Source organism: Nocardia nova, assembly GCF_002933465.1.
Taxonomy (GTDB): Bacteria; Actinomycetota; Actinomycetes; order Mycobacteriales; family Mycobacteriaceae; genus Nocardia; species Nocardia nova_B.
Genome location: NZ_PSZE01000002.1, coordinates 72826 through 85408, shown reverse-complemented (window position 1 = coordinate 85408; position 12583 = coordinate 72826). Strand labels below are relative to the sequence as shown.

The 12583-nt window shown below is 68.3% G+C and carries 15 protein-coding genes and 1 pseudogene; 6 read left to right on the top strand and 10 right to left on the bottom strand.

Annotated features, from left to right (window positions below):
• Positions 1 to 33: 33 nt before the first annotated feature.
• The 5 genes from C5E41_RS02810 to C5E41_RS02795 all read right to left on the bottom strand — a co-directional run bounded on the left by C5E41_RS02810 (position 34) and on the right by C5E41_RS02795 (position 4413).
• Positions 34 to 282 carry a hypothetical protein gene (locus C5E41_RS02810; protein WP_104374506.1) on the bottom strand — a complete coding sequence of 83 codons (249 nt, stop codon included), beginning with the start codon at positions 280 to 282 and terminating at the stop codon, positions 34 to 36.
• Between the two features lie 115 nt (positions 283 to 397).
• The gene (locus C5E41_RS35875) at positions 398 to 652 is read right to left on the bottom strand and encodes a hypothetical protein (protein WP_368854133.1); all 255 of its coding nucleotides are present in this window, start codon (positions 650 to 652) and stop codon (positions 398 to 400) included.
• 13 nt (positions 653 to 665) lie between these two features.
• Entirely contained in the window at positions 666 to 2618 is a 1953-nt protein-coding gene (locus tag C5E41_RS02805) for a VWA domain-containing protein (RefSeq protein WP_104374283.1), read from the bottom strand.
• Positions 2615 to 4009: an ATP-binding protein gene (locus C5E41_RS02800; protein WP_104374282.1), complete on the bottom strand. Its 1395-nt coding sequence runs from the start codon at positions 4007 to 4009 to the stop codon at positions 2615 to 2617. Before C5E41_RS02800 ends, C5E41_RS02805 begins: the two co-directional genes overlap by 4 nt.
• 50 nt (positions 4010 to 4059) lie before the next feature.
• A complete protein-coding gene (locus tag C5E41_RS02795) occupies positions 4060 to 4413 on the bottom strand; it encodes an STAS domain-containing protein (RefSeq protein WP_146097449.1) in 354 nt (117 codons plus the stop codon).
• 197 nt (positions 4414 to 4610) lie between these two features.
• Between C5E41_RS02795 and C5E41_RS02790 the strand changes: the two genes are divergently transcribed.
• A complete protein-coding gene (locus tag C5E41_RS02790; RefSeq protein ID WP_258080693.1) occupies positions 4611 to 5090 on the top strand; it encodes a hypothetical protein in 480 nt (159 codons plus the stop codon).
• Between the two features lie 75 nt (positions 5091 to 5165).
• On the opposite strand, the gene C5E41_RS02785 is transcribed toward C5E41_RS02790, so the two are convergent.
• Entirely contained in the window at positions 5166 to 5612 is a 447-nt protein-coding gene (locus C5E41_RS02785) for an ATP-binding protein (RefSeq protein ID WP_258080692.1), read from the bottom strand.
• A 193-nt stretch (positions 5613 to 5805) separates the two neighbouring features.
• On the opposite strand from C5E41_RS02785, the gene C5E41_RS02780 reads away from it, so the two are divergent.
• The 4 genes and pseudogenes from C5E41_RS02780 to C5E41_RS02765 all read left to right on the top strand — a co-directional run bounded on the left by C5E41_RS02780 (position 5806) and on the right by C5E41_RS02765 (position 7289).
• Positions 5806 to 6366, top strand: a complete 561-nt coding sequence (locus C5E41_RS02780) for a hypothetical protein (protein WP_146097448.1) — start codon at positions 5806 to 5808, stop codon at positions 6364 to 6366.
• Complete coding sequence (locus C5E41_RS02775) at positions 6350 to 6538, top strand: MrpF/PhaF family protein (protein WP_258080691.1); 189 nt, start codon at positions 6350 to 6352, stop codon at positions 6536 to 6538. The genes C5E41_RS02780 and C5E41_RS02775 overlap by 17 nt, the downstream gene beginning before the upstream one ends.
• Positions 6539 to 6607: 69 nt before the next feature.
• A pseudogene (locus C5E41_RS02770) lies at positions 6608 to 6802 on the top strand (helix-turn-helix domain-containing protein); the annotation flags it as partial.
• A gap of 49 nt (positions 6803 to 6851) precedes the next feature.
• Complete coding sequence (locus tag C5E41_RS02765) at positions 6852 to 7289, top strand: hypothetical protein (protein WP_181063065.1); 438 nt, start codon at positions 6852 to 6854, stop codon at positions 7287 to 7289.
• Between the two features lie 6 nt (positions 7290 to 7295).
• Here C5E41_RS02765 and C5E41_RS02760 read toward each other — a convergent pair whose 3' ends face one another.
• Positions 7296 to 8654: a TIGR01777 family oxidoreductase gene (locus tag C5E41_RS02760; protein WP_104374276.1), complete on the bottom strand. Its 1359-nt coding sequence runs from the start codon at positions 8652 to 8654 to the stop codon at positions 7296 to 7298.
• Between the two features lie 371 nt (positions 8655 to 9025).
• Here C5E41_RS02760 and C5E41_RS02755 point away from each other — a divergent pair, with 371 nt between their 5' ends.
• The gene (locus C5E41_RS02755) at positions 9026 to 10288 is read left to right on the top strand and encodes a TetR/AcrR family transcriptional regulator (RefSeq protein WP_439956530.1); all 1263 of its coding nucleotides are present in this window, start codon (positions 9026 to 9028) and stop codon (positions 10286 to 10288) included.
• A 281-nt stretch (positions 10289 to 10569) separates the two neighbouring features.
• Here C5E41_RS02755 and C5E41_RS02750 read toward each other — a convergent pair whose 3' ends face one another.
• The 3 genes from C5E41_RS02750 to C5E41_RS02740 form a co-directional block, all read right to left on the bottom strand.
• On the bottom strand, positions 10570 to 11085 hold the full coding sequence (locus C5E41_RS02750; protein WP_104374505.1) for a DoxX family protein: 516 nt from the start codon (positions 11083 to 11085) through the stop codon (positions 10570 to 10572).
• Positions 11086 to 11315: 230 nt separating this feature from the next.
• Positions 11316 to 11876 (bottom strand): hypothetical protein, encoded by a 561-nt coding sequence (locus C5E41_RS02745; protein WP_104374274.1) that lies wholly within the window; start codon positions 11874 to 11876, stop codon positions 11316 to 11318.
• 109 nt (positions 11877 to 11985) lie between these two features.
• Positions 11986 to 12579 carry an amidohydrolase family protein gene (locus tag C5E41_RS02740; protein ID WP_104374273.1) on the bottom strand — a complete coding sequence of 198 codons (594 nt, stop codon included), beginning with the start codon at positions 12577 to 12579 and terminating at the stop codon, positions 11986 to 11988.
• Between the last annotated feature and the right edge of the window lie 4 nt (positions 12580 to 12583).

The following is a 12583-nucleotide window of genomic DNA, read 5'->3' as shown; positions in this document are numbered from 1 at the left end:
ACTTCGACCGGAGGCCGTCGCCCACTTGTTGTCTCAATCGGGCAGGCGGCGCATCTCGATCAAAGTCAGTCCCAAGGCGTCGATGCGGGCCAGCACGCTGCGCATCGCGGTGTAGTCCTCGAGCGGGCCGAACAGCGCGGTGGTGCCGGGCGCGGCAACGCCACTGCGGGCCAGTTCGGGAAACTCGGCGCAGATGTCGCCGGCCAGCTCCCCGTCGACGACGAATTCGTAGCGCACCGCACCGCCTCTCGATCCCCCGTGCCGTGCGGTGGGCGCAGGCACCGTCGTCACCGCCGAACACCGCCCACACGGGCATGACGTCTCCTGGATGACAGCGTCCGGCTTCCTCCGAACGGCTTCCGCGCCGCGTACTCCCACCGGGGCAGCGACCACCGCACTACGCCGACCAGTTCACGCCTGGGACCCCGGGCGGCGCTTCACCCGTCGCGGGTGAGCGCGTGCGCGGTGCTGAGTCAGACCGCCCAGGTCTCGCACCCTGTCGACGACGCGCCGTATCCGAACGAGCGACGCGATCCCGCTCCCGCTGTTTCCGGTCGACTCGCAGGGCTGCGACCAGCACCTCACCCGGAAACAGATCGCCTGCGAGCAGCGGATCCCGGTTCAGCTGAACGAGCACACGCGGCAGCAGCACGCCGACACCGACGCTATCGGCGCCGCCCACTCAGGTAGTCGGACACCACCGCCGCACCCAGGCCGTCCAGATCCGGGGCGATGACACGGCCGCCGCTGCGGCGGGCCATCAGGTCGACGAACGCGGCGAGCCTGGGGTTTTCGCCGAGGATGAACACCGAGACCGACGCACCGAGCTTCGCGAGGACATCGACCTGGGCCATGGTGACCGCGAGGGTCCGGGAGTCGGGCGGCCAGTTGAAATACGAGCTGCCGTCGGGTTCCAGGTGGGCGGTGGGTTCACCGTCGGTGATCACCAGGACCACCGGCACCGCGTCGGGGTGGCGGCGCAGGTGGCGGGCGGCGAGCAACAGGGCATGGTGCAGGTTGGTGCCCTGTTCCCAGACAGCTTCCAGACCGGTCAGTTCCGCGATGTCGACGGTGGTGGCATGGCGGCCGAAGGTCACCACTTCCAGTGCGTCGGAACGGAATCGGGTACTGATCAGCTGATGCAAAGCCAGGGCGGTCCGCTTCATCGGCAGCCAGCGTCCGTCCTGCACCATCGACCACGACGTGTCGACGCACAGGGCCACGGCCGCGCGGGACCGCTGATCGGTTTCGGTGATCTCGACATCCGAGACCGACAGCGACACCCGGCGGCTACCCGTCGACGCCGACCGAAGAACCGCGTTGCGCACGGTCTTCGACACATCCCAGGGTTCGGTGTCGCCGAAGCGCCACGGCCGCGTCGCGCCCGTCGGTTCGCCGGCCGCACCGGCCGTCACCGTCTCCCGCTGTCCACGCTGAGCGCGCAACCGCCCGATCACATCGCGCAACGCCACCTCGCCGAGGCGTCGTAACGCCTTGGGCGTCAAGCGAAGCGACCCGTCGGGCGCGCGTTCGAACAGGCCCTGGCGGCGCAGTTCGCGTTCCAGCTCGGCCAGCCGCGCGGCGTCGACGGCGGCGTCGGCACCGAGCTGTCGGGCGAGGGCGTCGAGGTCGATGTCCTCGAGCCGGGCGCCGGGATAGGACTGGCCGAGTTGTTCGGCCAGTGCGTCCATTTCGGCCAGATCCTGCATCGCCTGTGCGCCCTCGCCGAGACCGAGCGGGTCCTGGCCCCGGAACCGCTGTCCCGAATCCCAGTCCTCGCCGGGGCGCAGCGCGCGCAGCGCGGCATCCAGCGCCGAAACCTGTTCAGCGATACGCGGATCACCGAAGGCCTGGCCGATCAGTTCGCTCAACTCCGCCTGCTGCTGCGGCGAGAGCGAATTCATCATCCGCTGCGCGGCGGCCGCACGCGCGGCCAGCGTGTCGATCAATTCCTCTGTGTTGCGGGGGTTTTCGGGAAAGAACTCGCCGTGTTCGGCCATGAACTCCGCGAACTGCCGCTCGGTGTTCTCACCGCGGGCGTGCGCCGCGAGCAGCTGGTTCAGATCCGACATCATCTGCCGCACGCGCTCGACATCCTCGGGCGTGGCGTTCTCGAGCGCCTGCTTCATCCCCTGGAAGCGGGAGTCGAGCAGTTCGCGGCCGAGCAGTTCCCGTATCTGCTCGTAGTTGGCGCGCCCGGTCTCCGAGCGCCATTGGTAGTCGGCGAGTTCGGTCACCGCGGCGGCAGTACTCGACGGGAGCGCGTCGAGTTGAGCCTCGGCGAAGCGGGCATCATCGCCCGGGTCGGGGAACAGCGCGGTACGTTCGGCCTCCAACGCCTGATCGAGCAGTTCCCGCACCTGCTGCAAGGTGCCGTCGAGGCGGTGCCGCCGGGTGAGCTGGGCACGGCGCTGCCACAACCGCCGGGTCAGCTCGTCCAGTCCGGCCGTGCGGCCGGTGCCGCGGCGCAGCAGCTCCTCCAGGGCGGTGCGCGGGGAGCTGCCGTCCATCACGTCGCGGCCGATGGAGTCCAGCGCCTCCCGTAGATCGACCGGCGGCGCCAGTGGGTCGGGACCATCGTGATAGGCGCCGTAGGAGTAGCGGTCGGGGGTCGTCATGAGCCGTAGGTCGCTGTGCCGTCGTCGGAGTCCTTGGCCAGCTGGCGACTCAAATACAGTGACTCCAAAGCGAATTCGACGGCCGCGGCGATACGCGCCGGCGAATCGGTCGACTCGGTGCCGAGTCGCTCGGCCACCCGGGCCAGCACCGGCAGCTCAGGCAGCGCTGAGAGCACCTCCTGGCCCGGTACCCGTTCGCCGGTGGTGACCGGATGGCCGGCACTCACCGCCTCGGCCAGCGGCCGCAGGTCCACCCCGGCCAGCCGCCGGCGTGCCGTCTCGGCGAAGGCGCGCCGCAGCAGATGGATGAGGTGCTCGGTTTCGCGGCCCTCCTCGCCGGATTCGAATTCCACTTTGCCACGCAGCACCGCGGGTACCGACTCCAGATCCACCGGCCGGGCGACGGCGGGATGTTCACCGGTCAGCGCGGTCCGGCGCAGTGCGGCGGCCGCCACGGTTTCCGCCGCCGCCACCGCGAAGCGCGCCGAGACGCCGGAGCGCTGATCGACGGCCGGCGATTCCCGCAGCTGGCGCACGAAACGGGCCAGAACCTCGAGCAGCGGATCGCCGACCTCGGCGACCAGCTCGGCCTCCTGGCGCACCAGCGCGGTCTCGGCCTCCACGTCGAGCGGATAGTGGGTGCGGATCTCGGCGCCGAACCGGTCCTTGAGCGGAGTGATGATGCGGCCGCGGTTGGTGTAGTCCTCCGGATTGGCGGTGGCGACCAGCAGCACGTCCAGCGGCAGCCGCAGCGTGTAACCGCGCACCTGGATGTCGCGCTCCTCCATCACGTTCAGCAGCGCGACCTGGATCCGTTCGGCGAGGTCGGGCAATTCGTTGATGGCGACTATGCCGCGGTGGGCGCGCGGGACCAGTCCGAAGTGGATGGTTTCAGGATCGCCCAGGCTGCGGCCCTCGGCCACCTTCACCGGGTCGACATCGCCGATCAGGTCGCCGACCGAGGTGTCGGGGGTGGCGAGCTTCTCGGCATAGCGTTCGCTGCGGTGACGCCACGCCACCGGCAGGTCGTCGCCCAGTTCGGCCGCGAGTCGCCGGCCCGCCGGGCTGATCGGCGCCAGCGGATGTTCGCCGAGTTCGGCGCCGTCGATCACCGGCGTCCATTCGTCGAGCAACCCCACCAGGGTGCGCAGCAGCCGGGTCTTACCCTGGCCGCGCTCGCCGAGCAGGACCACGTCGTGACCGGCGAGCAGCGCCCGCTCCAGTTGCGGAACGACGGTGCGGTCGAAGCCGACGATGCCGGGCCACGGATCGGTCCCGGATCGCAGTGCGGCGAGAAGATTCTCGCGGATTTCGGATTTCACCCCGCGCGGCTGATAACCGGCGGCGCGCAGTTCGCCCGCGGTGGCGGGCAGATGCTGAGGAACACTCACCCCAGCGACGCTACGACGATCTGGCGCGTCCGACAACGATTGTGTTGGGCTCAGTTCGCGGCCGCGGGCGGGGCGGGCAGGCTGCTCAAGGCGGCGACCACAGTGGCATGGATGGCCAATTCGGCTGTCAGCGGATCCACCGCCGCCATCCGCGCGATCGTCGGCGAGCGACTGACCAGGCATATCGCGCCACCACGCCCGCGCCGCTCGGCGGCCTCCTCGGCCAATGCCCGCAGGGCGCGCCACCCCAGGAAGTCCATACCGCCGGTGTCCACGACCAGCGGCCCGTCGCGGGATGCGGCCACCGCCGCTCCCTCGTGAACGAGGCGGCGCCAATCATCGAGGGTCCAGGCATCCGCCTCACCGCGCACCGACAGGACGACAGCCGATCCGTGCGTGCGCATCACCGCACTGAGGCGGGCCTCAGCGCGACCCGGGACGGGAAGTGATCGGTGATGATCGATTCGGAATGTGGCTTTCGACTTCATGTGCGATCTCCCAGGCGAAATCGACATGTTCGGTGCCCCGCCTTCTCGAGGCAAATCCCGCTGTCACAGTTCTAACAAAGACACAGCGGTCTGTACAGACCGTCCACATACGGTTGCGGACCGCGGGGGCGGGTAGCCGACAATCGACCGCCGCCCGACTTGCCGCCGAACTCGGCGACGGGCTGTTCGCGACCGACCCCGAAGCGCAGATCGTGGACACCTATCGCGGCACCGGCGGGCGCGGCAGCGGTTACGCCGAAGTCGGAATGGCCTGGGCCCCCGACGAACAGACCGCGGCGCAGGCCGCATTGGACACCACCCGCTGGGCGCTCACGGGATGGAAGGTAATGAGCGAGTTGCCGAATCCGGTGAATTTCGCCGCGGCGACCACTACCGTGCGGCGCGACGATATTCTCGAGCGATTCGCCTGCGGTTCCGATCCGAAACGCTATCTGGAAGTCGCGCAGCAATATGTGGATGCGGGATTCGACCATCTGGTGATGCAGAACGCCGCGCCCGATCCGGAAGGATTCATCGACTTCTATCGCAGCGAACTCGATACCCCCATGCGGGAATTGACTCCGGCGAGCTGAAATTCGGGTCGGCGTGCAACCAGAGGGCCCGGCAGGGCGATTGCCGGGCCCTCGCCGCGACCCTGGTGGTGATATTCAGGCGGTGATGCCGTGCCGGCGCAACCGCCGGAATTCGACCGTCACCGGATATCCGGCCACCTCCGAATCGAAGGGTGCGGTGGCGGCCTCGAGCGAGTCGGTGATGGAGGTCAGCACATGCCAGCCGAGTCCGTCCTGGTGCAGCGCCTCCGGAGTGACCGCCACCGCCGTCACCGCGACCGACATCCGGTCGCCGTCGTAGCCGAAACCGCATTCGATCGACGATCCGGGCACGGCGCATTCGATCAGCGCGGTGGCGATCTCGTCCAACGCCACCCGGATATCGGTCACCTCGTCGAGCGCGAATTCGGCCATCAAAGCGACCGTTTCGGCCAGAGCGCGCAGCATGAGCAACTGGCGCGCTTGTGCGAGTACTCGCACGCCGACGACCGAACCCGCAGGCGCCGGGTCCGCCGATGGCGAAATCCACTCGCTCAAGGACACGTCCTCTCCTTCCGCCCCGCAGGCGCGTCTCGCATTTTTCCGCTCATCGTCGCCGATACCCGGGCGTCCGGGGAACCAAACGTCTGCCGGGAAGGGAGCGGGCGGCGGTCCGCGGTTGGCGGCGACATCGCCGGATATCCGCAGGCCGAGCGGGTAGGCGCCATTGCGGTGCGGCCCCGAGGAGGAGGTGCGGATGCGGCGCGGCGGTGTCGTGGTGGAGGCGGTGGCCTGGTGGCTGATCTGTGTGCTGATCTGGCAAGCCACCGTGACGGTCGCGGCGTGGGAGGAGTTGATCGCCGCCGCGGTGCTGGCCCTGCTGTGCGCGGTCGCCGCGTGCGCGGCGCGACGTGCGGCCGGGGGACGGTGGCGACCCCCGGCCCAGCTGCCCCGGTGGGTGGCGCGCACCGCCCTCACCGTGGTGCGAGATGGCGCCGGAGCGCTCGCCCTGGTGGCGCGCGGCCGGCGACCGGTCGGCCGGTTCACCGAATTACCCTTGCCCGCAACCGGTTCGACAGCACAGCGCGACGGACCGGAAGCGGCCGCGACGATTCTGCTCTCGGCGACACCCGGTTCCCTGGTGGTCTACTCGGCCCCGAACATTCCCGGATCAGGCTGCACACCCTGCCGCTACCCGAGTCCGCGCTGCAGCGCGCGATCCGCGACCCGGACCGGCGACGCTGATGTGGACCGTCGCCTCGATCGCACTGCTGGCGGGCGCCCTGCCGCCCGGAATCTGGTTGTCCGCACGCGGTAGCGCGGCCCACCGGCTGGTCGGAATGCAGATGGTCGGAACGGTCACGGTGCTGGCGCTGATCACCATCAGCCTCGCCGCCCACCGCCCCGACTACCTGATCGTGGCGACGGTGCTGGCATTGCTAGCTGTTGTGGGTCATGAGGTTGGTGACGGTGTGCGGGGTGTGAGGTGAGGGGCGGGTCTTTCGGCGGGGAGGATGAGAAACGCCAATCCCTGCATCCGCCAGCCAGAAAGACCCGCCGTGTCTCACCGTCATGCCCCGTTGTCGATCGAGGGGCGTCGCCGCCTCGTGCACCGCTGCCAGTCCCGCCCAATCGCGCACGTCGCCGCGGAGATGGGCATCTCACGCCAATGCGCCTCGAAGTGGGTGAACCGGTGGCGCGAGTTCGGCGAACTCGGCCTGGCCGATCGGTCACCGACACCGCACCGGCAACCTACTGGAGGAGTCGGCGCATTCGGTACCGCTGACCGCGCTCGTGATCGCGGTGTCGGCTGCCGACACCCCTTCCGGCCGCATTCCGGTGACGATGCTCGCCGCGGTGTTCGCGCTGTTGGGTGCCGGTGTGCTGAGCGGACTTCCGGGGCGATTCGGCCGTGAGGTGGCGGCGGCCGCGCAATTCTGCGATGGGATCGGTTATCGAGAACGGGCGTTGTCGGGAGTCGTCTCGGCGCAGTCCGCGCCGGATCCGAGCTGGACGCTGCACGCGACGATCCTCGGCGTGGTGTCCGCCGGGGCCGCGATGGCGCTGGCCCTACTCGGCATCCACCTGCGAAACAGGCTGGGCAACAACGATTCTCGACCGGCCTCGGTGAGGGCGGTGCGGCAGGGACTGCACCGGCTGCACAGTGGCCACCTGGGCGACTACGCAGCGTGGCTGGTGTTCGGCTGCGCGGCCGTCCTCGGACTGCTCTGGGTGGGGTGAGGCGGTCTACTCCCCCGGCGCCTCGAGCCGGCCCAGCACGTGCCGTAGCGCTGGTTCGAGACGGTCGGTGCGGAAGTGATGGCCGGTGGCCAGCAGCCGGGACGGCTCCACCCGCTGACTCGCCGCGGCCAACTCCCGCGCGCCCTGCCCGCCCAGCAGCAGCGCCGGACCGGCCTGCGGCACCGGAAGTATCGCGGGCCGCCTGACTACGCGGGCCAGCGTGCGGGTGTATTCGGCATTGCGGACCGGATGCGGTGCCACCGCGTTCGCCGGACCGGACAGGGCGGCGTCCCACAGCGCGCGATGGTAGATGTCGATCATGTCGTCGATGCCGATCCACGACATCCATTGCCGCCCACCGGCGATCGGTCCGCCCAATCCGGCGCTGAACAACGGCCGCAACAAGCGCAGCAGCCCGCCGGCCGGCGACTGCACCAAACCGGTCCGCACCCGCACCACCCGCACCCCGGCCTCGCGGGCGGGCCGATCGGCGTCCTCCCAGGCCGAGACCACCTCGGCCAGATATCCGTCACCGGCCGGACTGTCCTCGGTGAGCAAGCGATCACCGCAGTCGTAGCCGTAGTAGCCGATCGCCGAAGCACCGACGAAGGTCGGCAATCCGGTCCGCGCGGCCAGCTCCGCGAGCGCGCGTGTGGGCTCCACGCGGCTGTCGCGCACGCGGCGTTTGTGCTCGTCGGTGAACCGGCCCGCGATCGGCGCCCCGGCCAGATGTATCAGCGCGTCCACCCCGTCCAGGAGGTCGGCAGCGGGAGCGGCCGGATCCCACTGCCGCTCGTCGCGTTCGCGCGCGGGCCCGCGCACCAGCCGGATCACCCGGTGCCCGCCGGTTCGCAGAAAGGCGGTCAGTGCGGTCCCGACGAGTCCCGAGGCGCCGGTGATCGCGATGGTCGACGACCGCAGGCCGTTCTCGGCGGCCCGGGCGTGGGCCGCCAGATCACCGGCCAGCTGCCGGTGGCGGTATTCGAACATGGGCCGCAGCAGCGCGGCGGGCACGGGCGTATCCACCTCGTCGACGATTCGGGTGCGTCCCGCGTCGACTGCTTCGAAGCCGTGGGTATGGCGCCACCGCACCACATGCGCGAAGGCCGAGGCGGGGCCCTCGGCGACGAGTTCGTCGGCGAAACGATGCGGCGGATCGTAGGCGGCCGGATCGTGGCGGGCCACCCAGCGCAGGTTGCCGGGCAGTGCCAGTTCGGCGCGCCCGTCCTTCAGCGATCCCGCCTCACGGACCACCCGCACCGGTTGCCACGGCGGCGCCAGCCTGGTCAGCGCACCGGGCCGGGTGAACCATTCGAAGACGTCCGCCCGCGGAAAGTCCACGATATTCGCCGATTCGAAACCCATGAGGCGGCAGTACCCCCGCCACACCGGCCCGAAACGACCGAGCACCGGCACCGCCGGTCAGCGTCGCGGTTCTCTCCGGAGGGGATCGCCCCACATCCTCCGTACCCGCAACGCGGCTTTGAGCAGTTTGCCGCCCGCGTTGCGTGGCAACGGCTCGCCCACCACGGTCACCTACTGCGGCACTTCGAAGTCGGCCAGCCCGTTCCCGGCAGTGCCCGATCAGAGTCGAGATATCGAGCCCGCCGCCAGATGGAAGCTGTCATCGGGGCTCGGTGATGACGAACCGTCGCGGTCTCCGTCAAGGCACCCAGATACGCACTAAAACGCTGAATCGTTAAACTATTAGATTGCGGTCAACTCTATTGGCCAGCGTGGCGCTGTCGGTATGCGGCCCGCACGAAGAGGAGAGGTGCATGGTCGCAGATTCCAAGTCCGGCCTCGCTTCCGCGCAAGCAGACGGCACGAGAGTTCGACGCAGGCCCAAGGACCGGAAAGCGCAGATCGTGCGCGCGGCGTCGCGTGCATTCAGCGAGCGCGGTTTTCATCCGGTCGGTGTCAACGAGATCGCAGCCGAGGTCGGCATTTCCGGCCCTGCCCTGTACCGCCACTTCCGCAGTAAGTACGCGTTACTCGTGGCCGCCACCGAGGGCGGTGCACAGCTACTGCTGGACGCCGCGCAGGCCACCGACGATCCAGGTCTCGCACCCGAAGCCCGCATCATCACGCTCATCCGCACACTCGCCGCCCACGTTGTCGACGTACGCCGCGAGGGCGGGCTGTATCGGTGGGAGCGGCGTTATCTAGAGGGCGACGACCGCCGCCGTATCCGGCTGATTTACGACGAACTGCAAGCGACGGTGGAATCGGCCATCGCCGAAGTACATCCCGACGTGGACCCGAACGACGTAGCAATCATAGGAACCGGGATGCTCAGCACCATCGGCAGTATCACCCTGCACCGCGCCGCCTTGCCGCGTGCCACTCTGGTTGATCTACTGCAGGACATCTGCTGGTCGATCCTGCACACTGAACTGCCGCCCGCGCCCCCGCGACCCGCAGCCGAGATACCGGTGCGCGGCCTGCCGCAAAGCTCCAAACGTGAGCGGCTGCTCACCGAGGCGATCCGCAGCTTCGGCCGCCAGGGCTATCACGAGGCGAGCATCGAGGAAATCGGCGCGGCCGTCGGGATCAACGCCTCCAGTGTGTACCGTTACTTTCCCAGCAAGTCCGAACTGTTGGCGGCGGCCTTCCACCGCACCGGCGAGCGGATAGCCATTGCCAACGCCGAGGCATTGGCCGAGGCGAGCAGCCGCGCCGATGCCGCACTACGTATCGCCGACCGCTTCGCCCGAGTCAACTTCGCCATGCCGGAGATCCTGCCCGTTTACTTCGCGGAATTCTCGAATCTTCCTGCGGCCGAACAACGTCGGCTGCTCGCGGTGCAACGCCAAAACGTCCTGGAGTGGGCGAGCCTTCTCGACGACGAGCCGACCGAGGCCCGCTTCCGCGTGCACGCCGCCATCGCCCAAGTAGTCGACGTCGGCCATCGCCTGCGCTTCGACCGCCGCCCAGAGAGCCTCGCCCGAGTTCATGCACTTATGCGCGCGGTACTACTGGGAAACAACTGCGACTAGATGTTCGTCTCCCATGCAACGCCTTCCTTAGTCCGCCGCGCTCACCCCGGCGAGCGCGGCGGACCGAGATCCGTGGACAGAAAGACTGTTACAGCAATGCCGTGACCAGGCTCGGTGAGCGGGCCACACGGCCCACGCCACCTGGATCCAGGCTGCACCAGGCCGGAACTCCGGTTCCGGCACCTCCTCGAGTCGAAGCATCGAGAGGTGTCGTCAACCTCACCGGAGTGGGCGCAATGGCAACACGTGAATTGCAGCTGTTCACCGCGGGCAGTCCGAGCTCAGCTCTGCGCCGCTACTTCCCGCGGCGGGCGATAGAAGATCACCAGCTGCGCCAGCCCGGCCGCGACACCACCCACCAACGCGATCAGCCCTCCCGGCACACCGGCCAGCGTATCGTCCAGTCCCAGTAGATGATCCACTGAGATCTGGCCCGGCCCCGTGATGGCGACCGATGCGCCGAGCACCGCGAGAACCAAGTTGTATTCCCAACCCGAATTCACACTGAAGAATCCGTTTGCGCGGTGCACGGTATAGGCCGCGACCAGCATCAACGCGACGAATGCGGCACCGGCGAACGGTGTGAGCATTCCGATCGCGAGGAACAGCCCGGCGATGATTTCGACAGAGGCAGCAGACAAAGCGTGCACTCGCCCCGGCCGCATGCCCATGCCGTCGAACCAGCGCGCCGTACCGGCGATCCGCCCACCCGAGAAGAATTTTTGATAACCGTGTGCAGCCATCGTCAGGCCCCCCACAACCCGCAACAGTCCCACACCGACATCGAGAGACGTCATATCCATGGTTGATCAACTTCCTTGTCCGGTAGATCAGAACAACGCGCATCGCCCGTTGTAGCCGCCAGGGCACGCAGTCCGCCTGAGCAGCCGGCAGGAGGAGAGTCATGCGGGCGCCACAGACTCGAGTACCGGAACCGGCGTGCCAGTCATACGCGCCCGCAGCCCCCTCGAGCGCAACCGGATCTTAACAGATCAATAATCTGTCTCATTACGCACGGCCAACTACCTCACCGCCGGCTCGCCACGGCCCGATCCCACCATCGCCGGCGAGCGGCACCACGGTCGAAGTGCTTGCGAACCGATGGGGGCCAGGGTGCGGGAATCGCGATTTGGCTTGTGCTGGCGCGGTATCGGCGCAGGTAGCGTTGGACCTGCTGTTCGGTGCCGGGATAGCCCATTTCGGCGATCTCGCGGGTGGGTTGGGCGGCGTTGCGGATGCCATCGTTCCAGCGACGGTGCAGATGTTCGTGGTAGCCATCGAGGACGGTTGAGCGCTGCTGGTTCTTCGCGACCAGCGGATCGACCGTTGCGGCGCCCGCGAACTTGCGCGCCGTGGCAGGATGCAAGCCCAGCTCACGACCGATGGCTCTCGACGACCTGCCCAAGATTCTGCCCAGGTGAAACCGGTCGGCGACCTGTAGTGCGTCCGGGGCTCCCTGCCGAGCGCCGCCGACCCGGTCGCGGCAGATGATCTGCGGCAGAGGCCTGGCACGGAGCCATGCCGCCAGAGCATCACCATCCCGGCCGTCGATGAGGTCGACCGGTCGCCGTGTTCCGAGGTCGATCATGACGGTGCCGTAGCGGTGTCCCCGGCGGGCTCGACCGTCATGGTAAAGCCGAGCCCGTAGGAGGTCCGGTGATCTGGTCCGCCCGCCGGGCGGACCAGATGCCGGGCACCTACGCCTTGCTGCCGGTGAACAGGTCGCCGAGGGATTTCTTGATCTCGGCGGTGTCGCCGTGCTGCTGACCCTGCAGCCAGGTATCCGAGGCGTCGGCCGGTTCACCGTTGTTGGGCCGCCAGGGATTTCCGGCGTCGGCCGTGTGAGCGGTGTAGCCAGCCTCCGGGAAGTTGTAGATGCGTCGAGTGTTCAACTCCACCATCTTGTGCACCTCGTCGTCGGGGACGTCGGCGAAGACCTCCTCGGCCCTGGCCCGGCTCTTGGGCCAAAACGAGTCGGAATGCGGGTAGTCGCACTCCCAGGTGATGTTGTCGACGCCGGTCTCGTAGCGGCTCTTGACCCCGAAGTCGTCCTCGATGAAACATCCGGAGATGTTGCGGCGGAACAAATCCGAGGGCTGCACAGTGGGATGGATGTTCTGGTAGTACTTGTGCTTGCGCCACACGTAGTCGGCACGTTCGATCAGATATGGGATCCAGCCGATTCCGCCCTCGGAAAACGCCACCTTCAAGTTCGGGTGCTTGTGGAACACCGGCGAGAACAGCAGATCGGCGCACGCCATCATCGACGTGGTGCCCATTAGGGTGGTCATCACC